This window comes from Pelotomaculum terephthalicicum JT (genome assembly GCF_022410535.1).
In the GTDB taxonomy this organism is placed as follows: domain Bacteria; phylum Bacillota; class Desulfotomaculia; order Desulfotomaculales; family Pelotomaculaceae; genus Pelotomaculum_D; species Pelotomaculum_D terephthalicicum.
Genome location: NZ_JAKNBL010000009.1, coordinates 54,724 through 72,427, shown reverse-complemented (window position 1 = coordinate 72,427; position 17,704 = coordinate 54,724). Strand labels below are relative to the sequence as shown.

The following is a 17,704-nucleotide window of genomic DNA, read 5'->3' as shown; positions in this document are numbered from 1 at the left end:
TGCTTTAATGAAGAGTTTTGCAGACATAGTGGAAGAAGCTAAGAAATGCCCTCCGAAAAAGGTTGCCATAGCTGTAGCTCAGGACGGGGAGGTAATAGAAGCCGCCAGGGAATGCCAGGAAAACGGTATCGCCAATGCCGTGTTGGTTGGTGACGCTGACGAGATTGCCCGAATATCAAGCGAAAGAGGCATTGATATCAGCAATTTTGAAGTAATCAACGAACCGGAGATTAATAACGCGGCCAGAAAAGCGGTGCAAATGGTCCACAGCGGGGAAGCCGATATGGTGATGAAGGGCGCGGTTAATTCACCGACTGTGTTAAAGGCGGTTCTGGACAAAAATATCGGCCTCCGCACCGGGAAAGTCTTAAGTCACGTGGCTGTGTTCGAATCACCCGGTTACAATAGATTGATGCTGATGACGGATGCCGGGATGAATATCAAGCCAACCTTTGTCCAAAAGGTTGATATGGTTAAAAACGCTGTATCCGTTGCCAAGTCACTGCGAATTGAAAATCCCAAAGTGGCGCTCATCTCTCATATGGAACTGGTGAATCCTGACATGACCAGTTCTGTGGACGCGGGTATGCTTTGCAAGATGGCTGAAAGAGGCCAAATCAAGGACTGCATTGTTGACGGGCCGCTGGCCCTGGATCTGGCCTTATCCAAGGAGTCCGCCAGGGCCAAAGGCGTAAAAAGCGCTGTCGCCGGCCAAGCCGATATCCTCCTGCTGGACAATATCGACGCGGCCAACGTGCTTTATAAAGCGCTGGTATTCCTGGGGGGGGCGAAAATAACCGGCCTGATTGTAGGCGCCAGCGCCCCGGTAATCCTGACGTCGCGGGCTGATTCTTCCGAAGCGAAGCTGGTGTCCGTCGCTATCGGAGTGCTTATGGCGAATATTAAATAAATTATGATTATTTTTTGACCAAAATGTTGATATCCAAGGGGGTTGCATGAATATGAAAAGTTTTTTGCAGCTAATCATCAACCCAGGTTCAACCTCGACCAAGCTTGCGGTTTTTCGGGACAACGACCCCATTTTTTCCGAAACGCTGAGACACGGCGGCGAAGAACTGAAGAAATTCCCGGGAGTTACCGGGCAGTTTGCCTACAGACGGCGGCTGGTTATTGACGCTATTGCGAAATCAGGTGTTAAACCTGGGGAGCTGGACGCTGTGGTCGGCAGGGGCGGCTTGCTGAGGCCCGTTCCGGGGGGCACCTATTTGGTGAACAAAGAGATGCTTGAGGATTTGGAAGCGGAAAGACGCGGGTCGCACGCTTCGAATCTGGGCGGCCTGATCGCCCACTCCATTGCGGGGGAACTGGGCATCCCGGCGTATATCGTGGACCCGGTGTGTATTGACGAAAAGGAGCCTGTGTCACGCATTTCCGGGATGCCGGAAAATCCCAGGGAGAGCCTCTTCCACGCGCTCAACCAGAAGGCCGTGGCCAGGCGGGCGGCGGAAGACATGGGGAAAAACTATTCTGAAATAAACCTCGTTGTTGCTCACCTGGGTGGCGGCATATCGGTAGGCGCTCATTTGCGGGGACGAGTTATCGACGTGAATGACGCGCTGGCAGGTGACGGTCCGTTCACGCCTGAGAGGAGCGGGGGGCTGCCCGCGGGAAAACTGGTGGAGATGTGCTACAGCGGTCTTTACACCAGGAAAGAGATGATGAAAAAAATTGTCGGAGGAGGCGGGCTTGTAGCTTACCTGGGAACAGCCGACGCGCTGGAGGTGGAGGAACGGATTGAGCGGGGCGACGAGCAGGCCAAATTGATTTATGAGGCGATGGCGTACCAGGTGGCAAAGGAAATAGGCGCTTGCGGCGCCATCCTGAAGGGCGATGTCGACGCTGTCGTCATAACGGGCGGTATTGCCCATAGCCGCATGCTGGTGGGGTGGATTGAAGAAAGAGTTCGTTTTATCGCCCCGGTCCGCGTTTATCCGGGCGAAAACGAGATGGAGGCCCTCGCGGCCGGTGGACTGAGAGTGCTGGCCGGATTAGAGGATGTAAAAGTATATTAAAAAAATTATTAAAAAGTTACTAAAAAATTATTTAAACGACAGTAATTAATCGATCGGATTGGGAGCAAGTGAAGACAGTATTTGCTTGTCGCCTCAAAGGCGCCAGGCAAATACCGTCTTCACTTGCTCCCTTGTTTTTTTAAGAAAATTAACTCATTATAAGAAATTACATCCATATATGGAGGAATAATGTCGTATGTGTCGAAGTAGTGTATCTAAGTTAAAATATAACATTTTTGGGGAGAGAGTTAGCCGTGGAAGTCACAACAATTACCGGAATATTGTTAGGTGTTTTGTCTCTTGTGATAGCTTTCGTCATTGACGGTGGACAGGTTGCGTCATTGTTCAAACCTACTGCGGCCCTGATTGTTTTTGGAGGGACCATCGGCGCGACGGTGGTTTCTTTTTCGCTGAAGGAAGTGATGACTGTTCCAAAATTATTCAAAATTATCCTGTTTCAAAAGCTGCCCGACGAAATATCTTTGATTGAGCAGTTGGTGTCCCTGGCTGACAAAGTACGACGGGAGGGCCTTTTGTATCTTGAGAATGAATTGCCCGGCATGGGGGACAGTTTCCTGCGCAAGGGAATTCAGCTTGTGGTGGACGGCACCGAACCGGAGCTTGTTCGAAAGATTATGGAGACCGAAATGTATGCTGTTCAGGAGCGCCACCAAATCGGCGCGAACATTTTCGAGGCGGCCGGGGGCTACGCTCCTACCATGGGTATTATCGGCACGGTGATGGGGCTGGTGCACGTGCTCAGCAACCTGGAATCGCCGCAGGAATTGGGGCCTTCTATCGCTCTCGCGTTTATCGCCACGCTGTACGGTGTCGGCTCGGCCAACCTTTTTTGGATTCCGATATCCGGCAAATTGAAGAATCTCAGCAATAAAGAAGTCATGCAGCGCCAGATAATGCTGGAGGGGGTTATGGCCATTCAAGCCGGCTTAAACCCTGTGCTGATCAGGGAAAGACTGACTGCCTTTTTAAAGCCGAAAACCAGTGAGAAAGAAGAAGCGGCAGCAGCAGAACAATAGGAAGGGAAGATTGATTTTTTAATGAAGGAAAAGAAATCAGAAAGCTCCGGTAAAGCCGGTATGGAAAGGTGGTTGCTGACATACTCCGACCTGATTACCCTGCTGATGATCTTTTTCGTCGTTATGTACGCCCTCAGCAGCATAAATTCAAAAAAATTTGAGGCAATAGCTGTCTCGCTGGCAAGAGCGATGGGCGGCGGTCAGTCGGTATTGAACAACCCCGGCGTTTCGCTGGCGCCCGGCATTTCCGCCGAAGCGGAATTAACTGAAGAGAACGAACTGGAGCGAATCAAGAACGAGTTGCAGGCTTACATCGATCAAAACGGGTTAAACGGCCGGGTAACAGTAAGCATGGAGGAGCGGGGCATAGTGCTGAGCTTCCAGGATGTAGCCCTTTTCCCCTCAGGTTCGGCTCAACTCACACCTTACGCCAAGGATTTGATTGTCAAGGTCGGTCAGATATTGATTAAGACAACACAATACATCAGGGTTGAAGGGCATACCGACGATGTGCCGATTAATACCAAAGAATTTCCTTCAAACTGGGAGTTGTCGGTGGCCAGAGCCACCAGCGTTGTGCAGGAATTGATCGGCGAACTGAGCTTTCCGCAGCGCCGGCTTTCCGCGACAGGCTATGGGGAATATCGCCCGCGTGTACCGAACGACACCGCGGAGAACCGCCAGAAAAACCGGCGGGTCGATATCGTTGTGTTAAAGAGTAAATATGAGACGGCTGAACCGATGGCGCTTAAACCGCCTTTCAATGAGCAGAATGCTCAAAAGCCGTCAGGAGCCGAATGAAAGTATGGTTATCTTGAATCGAAAAAGGAGCGTGTGCCAACGGCTAAAGGTGAATTGGCAGGGGGGTGAGAGTGTCTCCTTTTTTCGTTTTTTAGAAGAAATTTCATCCAGTATTGGAGGAATAAACAGGGATATGTCGAAATTAAGTAATTAGCAGCTTATTTGCGGGGAGAGATGTTCTAGCGTGGAGATAACTACAGTAGCCGGTATCTTGTTGGGTATATTATCATTAGTGACAGCTTTCGTAATTGATGGAGGTCATGTTCTATCTTTAATCAAGCCTACCGCGGCCATGATTGTTTTCGGAGGGACCATCGGTGCGACAATAATTTCTTTTTCACTGAAAGAAATCATGACTGTTCCGAAATTATTTAAAATTATTCTGTTTCAAAAGCTGCCTGATGAAATAGCCCTGATTGAGCAGTTGGTCTCCCTGGCTGACAAGGTGCGCCGAGAGGGGCTCTTGTATCTTGAGAATGAGCTGCCTAACGTGGATGACAGCTTCATGCGCAAAGGAATTCAGCTTGTAGTGGACGGTACGGACCCGGAGTTGGTCCGCCAGATTATGGAGACCGAGATGTACGCCGTCCAGGAGCGTCACAATGTCGGCGCCAATATTTTCGAGGCCGCCGGGGGGTATGCCCCTACCATGGGTATCATCGGGACGGTGATGGGGCTGGTGCACGTGCTCAGCAACCTGGAATCACCGGAGGAATTGGGACCTTCCATCGCCCTCGCGTTTATCGCCACATTGTACGGTGTCGGCTCGGCCAACCTTTTATGGATTCCGATAGCAGGCAAGCTGAAGAATCTCAGCAAAAAAGAGGCCATGCTGCGTGAGATGATGCTGGAGGGAATCATGTCCATCCAGGCCGGCTACAACCCTGTATTGATCCGGGAAAGACTGACTGCTTTTTTGAAGCCGAAAAGCAGCGCCGGAGCGCAAGAATCTGAGGAGGAAGAATAGTTGTCAAGGAAGAAACAGCCCGAACCTGAAGGTAAAGCCGGCATGGAAAGGTGGCTGCTGACGTACTCCGACCTCATTACTCTGCTGATGATCTTTTTTGTCGTCATGTACGCCCTCAGCAGTATAAACTCAAAAAAATTCGAGGCGATGGCTGTTTCACTGTCAAGAGCGATGGGAGGCGGCCAGTCGGTGCTGAACAATCCCGGCGTTTCGCTGGCGCCCGGCATTTCCGCCGAAGCGGAAATAGCTGAAGAAAACGAACTGGAGCGAATCAAAAACGAGTTGCAGGCGTACATCGATCAAAACGGGCTAAACGGCCGGGTAACAGTAAGCATGGAGGAGCGGGGCATAGTGCTGAGCTTCCAGGATGTAGCCCTTTTTCCCTCGGGTTCGGCTCAACTCACACCTTACGCCAAGGATTTGATTGTCAAGGTCGGTCAGATATTGATTAAGACAACACAATACATCAGGGTTGAAGGGCATACCGACGATGTGCCGATTAATACCAAAGAATTTCCTTCAAACTGGGAGTTGTCGGTGGCCAGAGCCACCAGCGTTGTGCAGGAATTGATCGGCGAACTGAGCTTTCCGCAGCGCCGGCTTTCCGCGACAGGCTACGGGGAATATCGCCCGCGTGTACCGAACGACACCGCGGAGAACCGCCAGAAAAACCGGCGTGTTGATATAGTGGTTTTGAGAAGCAAGTACGAGACGGCTGAACCGATGTCGGTGAAACCGCCTTACAATGAACAGGTTCAATGAAAAGCAGGAGTCAGAAGACAGGAGTCAGTATGGAGAACAATTTGTACTGGATTATGACACCTGACTGCTGAATACTCGAAATGAGAGAAAGGAGCATATGCGAATGGCTAAGGGCGAAAAACAGATTGACAGCAAGGAAGACCAAATGGTGGTTTTTCAACTAACGGAGCAAACCTACGGGATTGACATCGATGCTGTTTTTGAAATAATCAGAATGGAGGCAATAACCAGAGTGCCGCGCACTCCTCATTTTGTAGAAGGCGTGATCAACCTGCGCGGTAAAATTATCCCGGTGATTGATCTTTGCAAGAGGTTTAACCTGCCGCTGGCGGAGAGAACCAGTTCCAGCAGAATTATCATTGTGGACGTGGGGGGCAACACCATCGGCATGATTGTTGACGGGGTGTCTGAAGTGCTTCGCGTGCCGCTTGACAGTATTGAACCGCCCCCGCCGATGATTCACGGGATCGATGCGGCCTATTTGAGAGGAATAGCCATCCTGGACGGCAGGCTGGTGATCCTGCTCAACCTGGATAAAGTACTGTATGAGCACGAACAGAGTGAGCTTCAGAGGTTCGGAGTAGAAACAGCATAGGGGTGGAAAATATGTTTTCAGACGAAGAAATCAGCGTTTTCCTGGACGAATTGGAAGAAAAAATTCAGGTGCTTAATGAAAATATATTGGTGCTGGAACGCGAAGGGGGAAGCCAGGAGGCGCTCCAGGAGATTTTCCGGGCCGCCCATACCATCAAAGGATCGTCAGCCGTGATGGGCTATGATAAGATGGCCTCCCTCACCCACGAGATAGAAAACCTTTTCGACCAAATGCGCAAAGGGCTTCTTCCCGTGTCCGGCCCGCTGGTGGACACGCTCTTTATGGCTTTGGACACTCTGCAAATACTGCGGGACGAGATAATCGGCAAAGACGTTTCCGTAGATATCGAACAGGTGGTAACCAGCCTGAAACAGTTCCAGGGAATTGGTTCCCCCCCCTCGCCCGGCGAGGCGCCGGAAAGCGGCAGGGGTCCGTCAAAACAGCCGGCCGGCGCTATTGACGATGGCATCGGGGAAGTTGAAGAAGATGTGATCAGGGAGGCCGAGCTTAAAGGTCTTCAGGCCTACTGGGTAACTGTTCAGCTTGATGCCGGCTGTCAGATGAAATCTGTCCGCGCCTTTCTGGTTTTTGAAACCCTCCAGCAGATGGGTGAAGTGATTAAAAGCCAGCCGCCCGCCGAGGATATTCAGGAAGGCAATTTTGAAACCGGTTTCCGGGTTATTTTGCTCACCGGTGAGGACCCGGACCGGGTCAGAAACCTGTTGATGACTGTTTCGGAAGTGGCGAAGACCGAGGTAAACCGCATAAAACTGGCAGCCGGCCAGGAAGTCCGCGAGCAGGCGGCTTCAGACGCGTCGGCGGAAAAAACGGAGCAGGCGGCGCGGGCCGATCATGAAGTAAAAACCGTGCAAACTGTCCGGGTGGATGTCCAGAAGCTGGACACCCTGATGAACCTGGTGGGAGAATTGGTGATAGACCGCACCAGATTGAACCGTTTCGCGGAAATTTTCGAAGGGCGCTTCGGCTCCGGTTCCGGGGACATGGTGGAAACGATGAACGAGATCTCCAGCCATCTGGGTCAGGTTGCCGGCGACCTGCAGGAACAGATCATGAAAGCCAGGATGCTGCCGGTGGCGCAAGTGTTCAATCGTTTCCCCAGAATGGTGCGCGACCTGGCCCAAAAGCTGAACAAGGAAGTAGATTTTATTGTTGAAGGTCATGAAACCGAGCTTGACCGCAATGTCATCGAAGTTATCGGCGACCCTCTCATTCACTTGATCAGGAATGCCCTCGACCACGGCGTAGAGGGACCGGAAGAGAGAGTCAGACTGGGCAAGCCAAGGAACGGAGTGCTGAAGCTTAAAGCTTCATATATGGAAAACCACATTATCATAACCATACAGGACGACGGGAAAGGGATGGACCCGGTCAAGCTCCGCGCCAAAGCTGTGGAAAAGGGTCTTATTAACGGTGAAGTGGCTCAGAGGATGTCTGATCAGGAGGCGCTGAACCTGATCTTTTTGCCTGGTTTCTCCACGGTCGCTAAAGTCAGCGACCTTTCCGGACGGGGTGTGGGTATGGATATAGTGCGCAGCCATATTGAGCAGATAAACGGGATTACCGATGTTTCCAGCGTGCCTGGAGTGGGAACCACCTTTACCATTAAGCTTCCTCTCACGCTGGCCATTATCCGGGCTTTGATGGTGGAGCTGGGCAACGAACAATTCGCTTTCCCGCTTACCAATGTTGTGGAGACAATCAGTGTCAAGGCGGAGGAAATCAAGAGAGTGAAACACAACGAGGTTATCCTGGTGCGGGGGCGCGTCCTGCCCTTGGTCAGGCTATCCGATATTTTTGAGCGGGAAACCTGCGCGGAAATGGACCGCCTGTTTGTCGTGGTCCTGGGGATCGGGGAGAAAAAAGTCGGAGTGATCGTGGACAAATTATTGGGAGAGCTTGAAATAGTGATCAAATCATTGGGCGATTACCTTGGTAAAGTGCCCTGTCTTTCCGGCGCCACCATCCTTGGTGACGGCCAGGTGGCCTTGATTGTGGATGTGCGGAGCCTGGTGAAGGAGATCGGCGTCGAGGAGGCAGTATATGCCGCCAGCTAAGGTTTTGGTTGTTGACGATTCCGCCCTGATGCGCCAGCTGATCAGTAAAATGCTGGGTAATTATAAGGACATTCGGGTGATTGGAACGGCTGTGAACGGCCAGGACGCGCTGGATAAGATTAAGGCGCTTGAACCTGATGTTGTTACTCTTGACGTAGAAATGCCGGTGCTCGACGGTCTTGCCGCGCTGCGCCGGATCATGCGTGAGTGCCCGCTGCCGGTGATTATGTGCAGCACGCTCACCTCATTGGGCACCCGGGCGACTATTGAGGCGCTCACCTTCGGGGCGCTGGATTTTGTTACCAAGCCGACCGGCCCTTCCAAACTTAATCCGATGGTCGAAGAACTGGCCGGCAAAATTAAGGTGGCTGTCGCCGTTCCGCTTTCCCGCTTTACCCGGCGGCCTTTAAATGTCGCGGGTCCATTAAAGCCAAAGCCGGCCGGTGTTGGCGGAACCGCTGCTGATTCCGGGCGCCGGGCGGACAGGCCCGCACCGGCGGCGGAGCGCGGGAAGCCGGTTCTTCCCGCGGGGCGCTTTGCCGGCCGTACGCGTATTGTGGTGATTGGCTGCTCCACCGGCGGCCCTGCCGCGCTGCAACAGGTGGTGCCTGTCCTGCCGCGCGATTTTCCCGTGCCGGTGGTTGTTGTGCAGCACATCCCGGCGGGATTTTCCAAGCCCCTGGCCGAGCACCTTGACCGGAAAAGCCACCTGGAAGTGCGCCACGCCGAAGACGGCGATTTAATTAAGGCCGGCCGCGTGCTGGTCGCTCCGGCCGGGTTCGACTTGACCTTTCGTGACAGGGGCGGCAGTGTCGCCGTGGTTCTGGACAAAGGCAGCGCACCGTTGCCTCCGGGGGGGTTCCGCCCGTCGGTGGACGGTGTGATGACTTCGGCGGCGCGTATGTTCGGCGATTCCACTGTGGGGGTGCTGATGACCGGCATGGGCCGGGACGGCGCCAGGGGGATGAAAGAGATCAAAAACTACAAAGGCCGCACTATTGCCGAAGCGGAAAGCAGTTGTGTGGTTTACGGCATGCCCCGGGCGGCGGTGGAGGCCGGAGCCGCCGACCGCGTCACCCCTCTCCCGCAGATTGCTCAAGAAATTATCAATATAATCTAAAGTATAATCTAAAGTTTTTGGGCCGGATGCCGATATTCTTTATAGGATTAAAGAGTAGCCGGAAAGAAGGTGAAACCGGTGATCATTAAAGGGACTAACGGATTTGACGTCGCCAAAGCGTATGCCGCCCAGCAAATAAAACAAGAAAAAACTAACATTCAAAAAAACAATGACGGCGGCAAGATAACGCGCGACGACATACTGGATATCTCACCGGAGGCTCGCCAGGCCCAGATTTACCGCGCGGAGCTTAAAGAGCTTCCCGATGTGCGGGAGGATTTGGTTTCTTCGATTAAGAAACGTATTCAGGAAGGTACCTATAAGCCTGACGTTGGCAAGATTGCCGACGGTATCCTGGAAGATAAGATAAGCATAGACATCAGGCGGTGATGACATTGGATAACCGGCCGATTGGTTCTCTGGACTCCCTGGTGGACTGCCTTACCCGCGAGGACGGCCTCATGGCCGGCCTCTATTCGGCGTGTGAGCAGCAAACGGCGGCCCTTAGAGAAAATGATGCGGAAGCTATTGAAGCAGCCGTCAAGCAGGTTAACAATCTAGTTGCCGATATGACCGCGGTGGAGGAAGAACGCCGCCGCATTCAGGCGGCGCTGGAGGCTGAATTGGGTCTTTCGCACGGCAGCAGGCTGGCTGATGTTCTCCCTCACGCGAGCGGGGGAACCAAGGATAAGCTGGAAACGCTTCTAAGGGAAATGAGCTCGAAGGCTGATCTGCTGCGTGAAGTCAATAAGATTAACGCGATTATGACCAGGCGGGCGCTTATGTTCAACAGGATAATATTAAGCGCCGTTAATCCGGAAGACGGACTTACCTACGGGGTAAACGGCGGTTACGATCAAGGAAGCAATAAAAAGCTGCTGGTAAATAAGACTATATAAATAAGTCAGGTATCAGAATGCAGGAGTCAGAATAAAAAAATGTTTATCGTCTTGAAATATTCTGACTCCTGACTGCGGAAAGGTGGTTTTTAAATGTCCGGACCAGGTACATTTTTCGGCCTTGAGATAGGCCGGCGCGGCTTGCAAGCCGAGCGCCAGGCCTTGGAAGTGGTTGGCCATAATCTGTCCAACGCCAGTACGGAAGGGTACAGCAGGCAGGAAGCCGTGCATGAGGCCACCGATCCGTACTGCAACCCGGTTTTAAACCAGAAGCTGCTTCCCGGCCAGATTGGCACCGGGGTGGAGATTACTTACATTCGCCGCTACCGGGATCTTTATATGGACAACCAGTGGCGTGATGTGGCCTGCTCGCAAGGTTACTGGGAAGGCCTGAACGAATCTTTGAAAAAGGTTGAGGCCGCTTTCCCCGAGCCGGACGAGGAATATGGCCTCCAGACTTTGATCGGCAAGTTTTTTAACGCCTGGGAAGACTTGAACAACACTCCCCAGGACATCGGACCTAAAGCCGCCGTGCGCGAAGCGGGCGCTGAGCTGGCCACTACCTTCCGGCAGACCTACATGCAGCTTTCCGATGTACGCAATAACATCGACAGTGTGATCGATGAAAAGGTCGCCCGAATCAACAGCCTTACCCAGCAGATTACGGAGGTCAGCACGGCCATAGCGCGGATAATCAAGCTGGGCGAGCAGCCCAATGATTTGCTGGATAAGAGGGATCTGCTACTGGACGAGCTAGGCAAAATCGGCCGGGTTACCGTGGAGAATTCTGCAGACGGGTATGTGTCGGTGTCCCTGTACGGCCAGGAGTTGGTTGCCTTCGACAACAGCAGGGTGGATATAACGCGCGCCGACGCCGAAGGCTGGGCGGCGACAAACCCGGAAACAGGCATGCTGGTCGGCTATTTTGACGCCCTTGATAAAGTGGACGAATACATGTCAATGATGGATGAGCTCGCCCTGGGCTTGACAAATGTTGTCAACGCGCTGCACGCGACCACGACGGCGAGCGGCACTTACCCGGATTTCTTCACCGCCACCGGCGCGGCCGACTTTAACTTGTCGGCGGATGTGCAGTCGGCGATTACCAATGTCAACGGCGATATGGCGCTTGATATCGGTGGTTTGCGCACGGATTTGACCATGCTTGGCAATACCGCTACATTTGAAGGTTACTACCGCGGCCTGACCACCATGATCGGCGCCGACACGCAAGGTTCGGCGGACCGGCTCGGGACGCAGAATGCGGTGATGACTCAGGTCGATAACCTGCGGGAGTCGTTGATTGGTGTTTCCACCGACGAGGAACTGACTAAAATGATCCAGTTTCAATACGCCTACCAGTCGTCGGCCAGGACAATTACGGTGATGGACGAACTGCTGGACACTCTGATTAACCGCACTGCGGTATAAGTTTTGTGAGAGGTGATCAAAAATGCGCGTCACCCAGCGGATGATTACAAACAGCATGCAATATGCGTTTCAGAAAAATCTGAGCGGGATATCCAAAACCCAGGAACAGATTTCACTGGGCACCAAGATTAACCGGCCGAGCGACGATCCGGCCGGTTACAGCCAGACCATGGCCCTGCAAAGCAACCTGAACTTGAACAAGCAGTACCAGCGCAACATCACCGACGGGCTGGGGTGGCTCACGCAGACCGACATGGGCTTGGGTAATGCCACAGATATCATAGAGACGGTGCGTACGAATACAGTTTATGGCGCGAATGGCGGTACCTTGACTCAGGATGACAGGATTGACCTCGCCAAGCTGGTTGATGCCATGACGGACGAGATGGTTGAGGTGGCGAATACTTCTCTGGGCGGCAAATATATTTTTGCCGGTTTGAAAAACACTGAGACACCTTTCCACCGGTCCGGCGATGACTTCACCTTCAGCGGCGACGACAGCTCTGTGCTGCGTGAAATTGCGCCGGACGGCAGGTACGAGGTAAACATCAACGGCAAAAGGTTTTTTTTCGACAAGCTGGTTGATGTGGCCAAAGGAGCCGGCTCAACGGTTGACACTGTCGATATCACCAGTGATGAGTACATGGTCAAGTCTTTCGGCGCTGTCACAGACGCTTTTGACAACTTGGTCGGGGGGCCCCTTAACGGCAAGCTGGTGCTGAATATCGACGGCAACGATTATCAGGTCACTTTTACCGGCGAGTCCACCGGCGCCGCGATGCTAACTGCAATAAACAGTGTGCTTGGAGTTAACGGCAGCGCGGCCTTGGACGCTGATAATAATTTGGTATTGAGCTCAAGCGGTACAAATCCGGGGACCTATATCAAGGTCAAGTCGATTGATGAGGACCTGGCAGGATTAAAGCTGCTGGCGGGGTTTAACGGCCTGCAGTTCGGCGAGTACAAGGTGAGCACGGTAGACGGGGTCAGCCCCGGCGATTCCACAGCAACGGTTACCGATTATTACTCTCAGGCTGAGAATACCATTGTCAGCAATGTCGGGGTGGTGGACGCCTCTAATGCTTTTAACAGTTCCATCTTGATGGAAGTGACCAATGTCAACTACACACATGACAACGCGGAGATCGTTTCTGCCAACCCCATTGACGTAACGACGAACCCTATACCTGACGGCAGCAATCTAGGATTAAAAATTGACGGCGTTGACTATCTGGTGACTTTTTCCGGCGTCGCCAGCAACGCCGATGTCGTCAGCCAGATCAACAGCGTGTTGGGGACGGCGGGAGAAGCTTACCTCGACGACAGCGATCATCTGGTGCTTCGCTCAAACACCACGGGGCAAGATTCGACTATAGAGGTCACCCAGATTGATCCCGCCGTGGCAACTGCGCTGGAGCTGAATTTGAATCAGAGCGGCGGTGTGGGTGTTACCGATATAACCGTGAAGTTTACCTATCATACCTATGATAAGGACGGCAACCGCTACGACGGCTGTGTAAGCCAGGTTTTTACCGATACCGATCCCAAGGACGGCAATCCGGATTCACCGACACATCTCATTATCGGTGACGGTTCCGGCACGCACGATATTGATTTGAACATAAACCTCACCAGGTTTGCCGAGGCGGGCGATAAAGCGGTTATTTCCGTGGCTGCGCAGGCGGTCGCCGGTGATGACTGTGTTGGGGTCAACTATGACGGGAAGGACAGAAAGTGGGTTTTTAATGATAGCGCGGCCGACGCAGGCGCCAGTCTGAAATTTTTCACCTTGGACGAGGGTAACGGGGAGTTCTATGACGGTAATATTGACCTTACATTTAACGGGTCCATAACCGATTCAACAGATGCCGCGACTTTTACCGCGGGGAACATCTTTGACTGCCTGGTTTATCTAAGAAAGAAGCTCGAAAACGACCAGACGGAAAAAATCAGTCAGTGCCTGGATTTTCTTGATGAAAAAAGCGGCTGGCTGGTGCAGGAGCAGGTAAGAATCGGCGCCAGAACCAACCACCTGGAATCGGTTGACGAACAATACAGCAACCTTGAGGTAAATATTAACGATATGATGGACGGCTACTACAGCACCGATATTGCCAAGGCGACGGTGGAACTAAACGAGAAGAAACTGACATACGAGGCCTCGCTGGCGGCCGGCGCCGCGATCATGCAGACCAGTTTGCTTGATTACTTGAGTTGAATAATGTAGTAAGCTTCTAAATGGGAAGTGGTAGCAATGAAGATTGGCGCGGGCGGCCTTCAATCGCTGATAGTCTATGACGCAATGCCGCAGCGCAACCCCGCCGAGTCACAGGCCAAAGTCAATCAGACTATGAACATGGAAATGGGGCTGGCTGGGGCGGCCGTTAACCGCAAGGAATTAATCAGGGCGCTGGAAAAGCTGAAAGACTCCTCCAAAATGTATAATCTGACTTATGAATTCTTGTTAGTGGAAGACGGCGAAGAGATTTACGTCGCGGTGGTTGACAAGAAAAGCGGCGAGATAAAGCGCAAGCTGTCTCCGGATAAATTCTTGGCGGATTATGAACGAACAGGCGGTTTTTCCGGTGTGATGCTGGATAGTCAAAGGTAAGGCAATTATTGCCTTACCTTGATTTGTCCACAATCATGCTCTTGCGGGCCATTATATTGGTGTTGTATGTAAACAAGCCTTTTTTGCGGCGTGCCAAGTCGGCTATCTGGTTTTTTAAAACATTTGCTTCTTTGGAAATTGCTTCATATGTTTCCCGGTCAAGATCCTGGATATGTTCCAGGATTGTTTTCATTTTGGAAACTAATTCATTGTCATAACCTTGCGTAGATATATTTTTATCTATAACATCAACCTGATTCATACAACGCTGGCGTTTGTCCAGCAACCGGTCAAAGTCGGCTGCTTTTTCCGGTTCGGCAAGACTGCCCGCCAACGCTGCTTGTTCCTCCGCTATTGAGGCGATCTGCACCAGCAAGGCCAGCTTTTCATCAATCGCTTTTCTTATGTCGGCAGGCAATTGTCCGCTCACACCTTTCCTCAAACTTCCTCAAACAAGCTTATCCGCGTTATCCGCGTGTTCGGCCTCTCCGGCCACTATTTGCCTGGCTTCATGCCAGGTGTCGCGCAGGTTCTCAGCCAGTCCGAGCACCTCTTTCAATATTTCGGTATCTTTAGCCACATTGGCGTCCACAAGACGGCGGTAGGAGTAGTCGTAAAGGTGGGCCAGGTTAAACGCGACGTCTGCTTTCTCGTTCAGGGTTTCGGCCAGGTATTCAAATATTTCCTGCGCGCGTATAATAGCGTTGTGCGCTTCCTGTTTGTTGTCATCCTCAACGTGGCTGATAGCCTGCCGGATGAACTTCACAACCCCGTTGTAAAGCATCTCCGCCAGCTGCGGCTGGTTGGCCGTGATAACGGCGTTCTTGCGGTACTTGTTGTAAGGATTATCTGAATTCATTATATGTCCCTCCGTCTGTTCTGTCCAGGTGGTCCTTTCACCGTGATTTGAATCAATATCGTTCTAGCTGGAGCTGCTGGAGCTACTACTGCTGCTACTTCCTGTGAGTGCTCCGAGGTAAGCGCTGATAGTCTGGCTCTGATACTGCAGTTCTTGAAGTCTGGTTTCCATATCGGAAAACTGCTTCCATAGCCGCTCTTCTTTTGCCACAATGCGGTCGGTCAGGGCATTCATCTGATCTGCTATGTCATCAATCTGGTTGCTTAGCAGTTGGTCTTTTTTTGAGAGAATGCCACCGGATGAAACATAAGATGCGTAAAAGTTATCCAGAGTAATCGCCAGACCGGTAATGCCGTTGGCCCCTGCCCCGTATTGTCCCACCGCCAGGTTCAGTCCGGCCAGCCCGGCGTCAACCCTGGTTACCTGGACGCTCGAACTCGTGCCTGTTTTTAGGGAGCGTATCACAAGACAGTTATTGGAGTCGAGATAAGCTTGCGCAACCTCGCCAATAGTGTTGTTGATCTTGCTGACCACGTCGCTGCGGTTATACGCGCCGGTGAAAGCTATCGAGTAGTCGGCGCCGTCTATTTTCAAGCCCAGTGTGCCGCTGGTGGTTACCGGCGTATCCGCCAGAGCGGCAAATGAAGTTATTGAACCCTGCGTCTCTGCGACCTGAGCGGTGAAAAAAGCTGCGACATCCTTGCCGCGGCCTGAATCGCCCTGCACGAAGCCCAGCTTGGCCAGGTCGCCGGAGTGGTCCTCCAGGATCTGTTTAATTCTGATTACTGAATTCACGCCGGTGGAGCGGTCTGTAATCACCAGACGGTTGCTGGAATTGAGCGACGCCTTGGCCACGGAACCGATCACGGCGTTGATGCCGTCAACCACCTCCTGGCTGGTTTTCGGCCCGCTGAACTGTATACTGTAGTCTTTGCCGTCGATTTCAATAATCAGCCTGCCTGACTGGCCGGACTGGATGGCATTGTCCGCGCTGGATACTGTTGTCTGCTCCGTCAGCCCCAGGTCTGCAAAAGCCGTGCCGCCGCCAGTGTCGGTCAAAACCACTTGACCCGGCGTACCCATTGAGTTGCTTGTTATCAGCAGCTTGTTGTCCACAATTGACGCGGTTACTCCCGCGCCTGCCGCGTTGATATTGTTCATGATGTCGGTCAGGCTGTCGGTGGCCGACACTGTTATCGAAGCGGTAGCCACGCTGTCCGCCGATTTGACTGTGAAACTGCCGGTCAGGTTCAAATCGGTGGAGGCGGTAGCCGAAGTGTTCCCGGTAATGGCGGCGGCTGTCTTTGAGATGAAGCTGTTGTATTTCACCGGTATCCCGTCGCGGGCGGTTACTGAGGCGGAACCCGGGCCTTCAGCCAGGGCCTGCTGCAGTTTTGACTCGTCTATGACCAGGGTGGCCTGCTGTCTTTCCCCCTCTCCCGAATAGTAGCTGGTCGTGACACCGATGGCGCTTAACGCGTTCAAGGTGGTACTCAAGCCCGCCACGCTCTTGCTGACCATCATGCGAATTTGCGACTCCAGGTTGATGATCGTCGAGTCTCCCTGCAGCACGCCTCGTTCACGAGTGGAATCGTACGGTGAAAGATCGTCTTCATCCCTTTCGCTCAAAGCGCTCTGCGATGCGACAGAGGTTTTTTCGTCAATAAATTCCATCAACGAATTGTATTGCTCGACGAAAGCTTTTATTGCGTCATATCCTTTTGTTGTGTCGGTGGCTATGGTCAGCGAAACGTTTGTGGTGCTTTCGCCCACAAGGTTCAAGGTAACGCCGCTGATCACGTCGCTGATGCTGTTGGTGCTCCTTGTTATGGTCATTCCTTCATACACGATTTCAGCGTCCTGCGCCGCTGTCGTCTCCGTTAAGCCAAGGTCGGTGAAAGCCGTGCCGCCGCCGGTGTCGGTTAAGGTAATTTGACCTTTTGAACCCATGGTGTCGCTTTTTATCACAAGCTTACCGTCAATTAAGGAAGCCGTGACACCGGCGTTTGCCTTGTTTATCTTTTCAAGAATGGAGTTAAGCGTGTCGGTCGCCGTTATTGTAATTGAACCGGTATTGGTGCTGTCCGCCGACTTGAACGTAAAGCTGCCGGTCAAGCCGAGCGCGGTGGATGCCGTCGCGCTGGAATCGCCGGTTATTGTCGCCGCGCTGCTGAAGACGTAACGGTGATAGCTGGCCAGCTTGTTTACCTTAATCTGGTATGAGCCGGCGGCCGCCGAAGTGCTTGCAGATGCGGTCAAAACTTTATCGTCGCTTGAAGTGGCCGTCTTGCTGTTGAACGTCGAGCTCATTTTAAGCTGGGTAACCGTGCTGCGCAGGTTGGTCAGCCGCATGTTGACATCCTGCCAGGCTAACTGGACTTCCTCCAGGCGGTCCATTTTATCCTGCATTAAATCCAGCGGTTTTTTATCGTTCTCAGTCAACGCTGTTATCAGCGATTCCGTGTCAAAGCCGGATACTATGCCTCCAATTTGGATGCCCATACTTTCCTTCAC

At 52.5% G+C, this 17,704-nt stretch carries 17 protein-coding genes; 14 read left to right on the top strand and 3 right to left on the bottom strand.

Annotation, left to right across the window (positions count from 1 at the left end; all coding sequences use genetic code 11):
- The first annotated feature begins 7 nt into the window (after positions 1-7).
- From L9W92_RS08095 to L9W92_RS08030, 14 genes are all read left to right on the top strand, one after another.
- Positions 8-910 (top strand): phosphate butyryltransferase, encoded by a 903-nt coding sequence (locus tag L9W92_RS08095; protein WP_240083250.1) that lies wholly within the window; start codon positions 8-10, stop codon positions 908-910.
- Between the two features lie 52 nt (positions 911-962).
- Positions 963-2,033, top strand: a complete 1,071-nt coding sequence (gene buk / locus L9W92_RS08090) for a butyrate kinase (protein WP_240083249.1) — start codon at positions 963-965, stop codon at positions 2,031-2,033.
- Between the two features lie 254 nt (positions 2,034-2,287).
- Positions 2,288-3,070, top strand: a complete 783-nt coding sequence (locus tag L9W92_RS08085) for a flagellar motor protein (protein ID WP_240083248.1) — start codon at positions 2,288-2,290, stop codon at positions 3,068-3,070.
- A gap of 21 nt (positions 3,071-3,091) precedes the next feature.
- Positions 3,092-3,871, top strand: coding sequence for an OmpA/MotB family protein (locus tag L9W92_RS08080; RefSeq protein WP_240083247.1), 780 nt, complete (start codon positions 3,092-3,094; stop codon positions 3,869-3,871).
- A 184-nt stretch (positions 3,872-4,055) separates the two neighbouring features.
- Entirely contained in the window at positions 4,056-4,838 is a 783-nt protein-coding gene (locus L9W92_RS08075; protein WP_240083246.1) for a flagellar motor protein, read from the top strand.
- A complete protein-coding gene (locus L9W92_RS08070) occupies positions 4,839-5,600 on the top strand; it encodes an OmpA/MotB family protein (protein ID WP_240083245.1) in 762 nt (253 codons plus the stop codon).
- A gap of 103 nt (positions 5,601-5,703) precedes the next feature.
- Positions 5,704-6,195 (top strand): chemotaxis protein CheW, encoded by a 492-nt coding sequence (locus L9W92_RS08065; protein WP_240083244.1) that lies wholly within the window; start codon positions 5,704-5,706, stop codon positions 6,193-6,195.
- Positions 6,196-6,206: 11 nt separating this feature from the next.
- Positions 6,207-8,270 carry a chemotaxis protein CheA gene (locus L9W92_RS08060; protein ID WP_240083243.1) on the top strand — a complete coding sequence of 688 codons (2,064 nt, stop codon included), beginning with the start codon at positions 6,207-6,209 and terminating at the stop codon, positions 8,268-8,270.
- Positions 8,257-9,390 carry a protein-glutamate methylesterase/protein-glutamine glutaminase gene (locus L9W92_RS08055; protein WP_240083242.1) on the top strand — a complete coding sequence of 378 codons (1,134 nt, stop codon included), beginning with the start codon at positions 8,257-8,259 and terminating at the stop codon, positions 9,388-9,390. The genes L9W92_RS08060 and L9W92_RS08055 overlap by 14 nt, the downstream gene beginning before the upstream one ends.
- A 69-nt stretch (positions 9,391-9,459) precedes the next feature.
- On the top strand, positions 9,460-9,780 hold the full coding sequence (flgM, locus tag L9W92_RS18650; protein ID WP_240083241.1) for a flagellar biosynthesis anti-sigma factor FlgM: 321 nt from the start codon (positions 9,460-9,462) through the stop codon (positions 9,778-9,780).
- 5 nt (positions 9,781-9,785) lie between these two features.
- Positions 9,786-10,289 (top strand): flagellar protein FlgN, encoded by a 504-nt coding sequence (locus L9W92_RS08045; RefSeq protein WP_240083240.1) that lies wholly within the window; start codon positions 9,786-9,788, stop codon positions 10,287-10,289.
- Positions 10,290-10,382: 93 nt separating this feature from the next.
- Entirely contained in the window at positions 10,383-11,720 is a 1,338-nt protein-coding gene (gene flgK, locus L9W92_RS08040) for a flagellar hook-associated protein FlgK (RefSeq protein ID WP_240083239.1), read from the top strand.
- Between the two features lie 22 nt (positions 11,721-11,742).
- Positions 11,743-13,938 (top strand): flagellar hook-associated protein FlgL, encoded by a 2,196-nt coding sequence (gene flgL / locus L9W92_RS08035; RefSeq protein WP_240083238.1) that lies wholly within the window; start codon positions 11,743-11,745, stop codon positions 13,936-13,938.
- Positions 13,939-13,974: 36 nt separating this feature from the next.
- The gene (locus L9W92_RS08030; RefSeq protein WP_240083237.1) at positions 13,975-14,331 is read left to right on the top strand and encodes a flagellar protein FlaG; all 357 of its coding nucleotides are present in this window, start codon (positions 13,975-13,977) and stop codon (positions 14,329-14,331) included.
- 13 nt (positions 14,332-14,344) lie between these two features.
- On the opposite strand, the gene L9W92_RS08025 is transcribed toward L9W92_RS08030, so the two are convergent.
- The 3 genes from L9W92_RS08025 to fliD form a co-directional block, all read right to left on the bottom strand.
- Entirely contained in the window at positions 14,345-14,761 is a 417-nt protein-coding gene (locus tag L9W92_RS08025; protein WP_240083236.1) for a hypothetical protein, read from the bottom strand.
- Positions 14,762-14,779: 18 nt separating this feature from the next.
- Positions 14,780-15,190: a flagellar export chaperone FliS gene (gene fliS, locus L9W92_RS08020; protein ID WP_240083235.1), complete on the bottom strand. Its 411-nt coding sequence runs from the start codon at positions 15,188-15,190 to the stop codon at positions 14,780-14,782.
- Between the two features lie 63 nt (positions 15,191-15,253).
- The gene (gene fliD, locus L9W92_RS08015) at positions 15,254-17,704 is read right to left on the bottom strand and encodes a flagellar filament capping protein FliD (RefSeq protein ID WP_240083234.1); all 2,451 of its coding nucleotides are present in this window, start codon (positions 17,702-17,704) and stop codon (positions 15,254-15,256) included.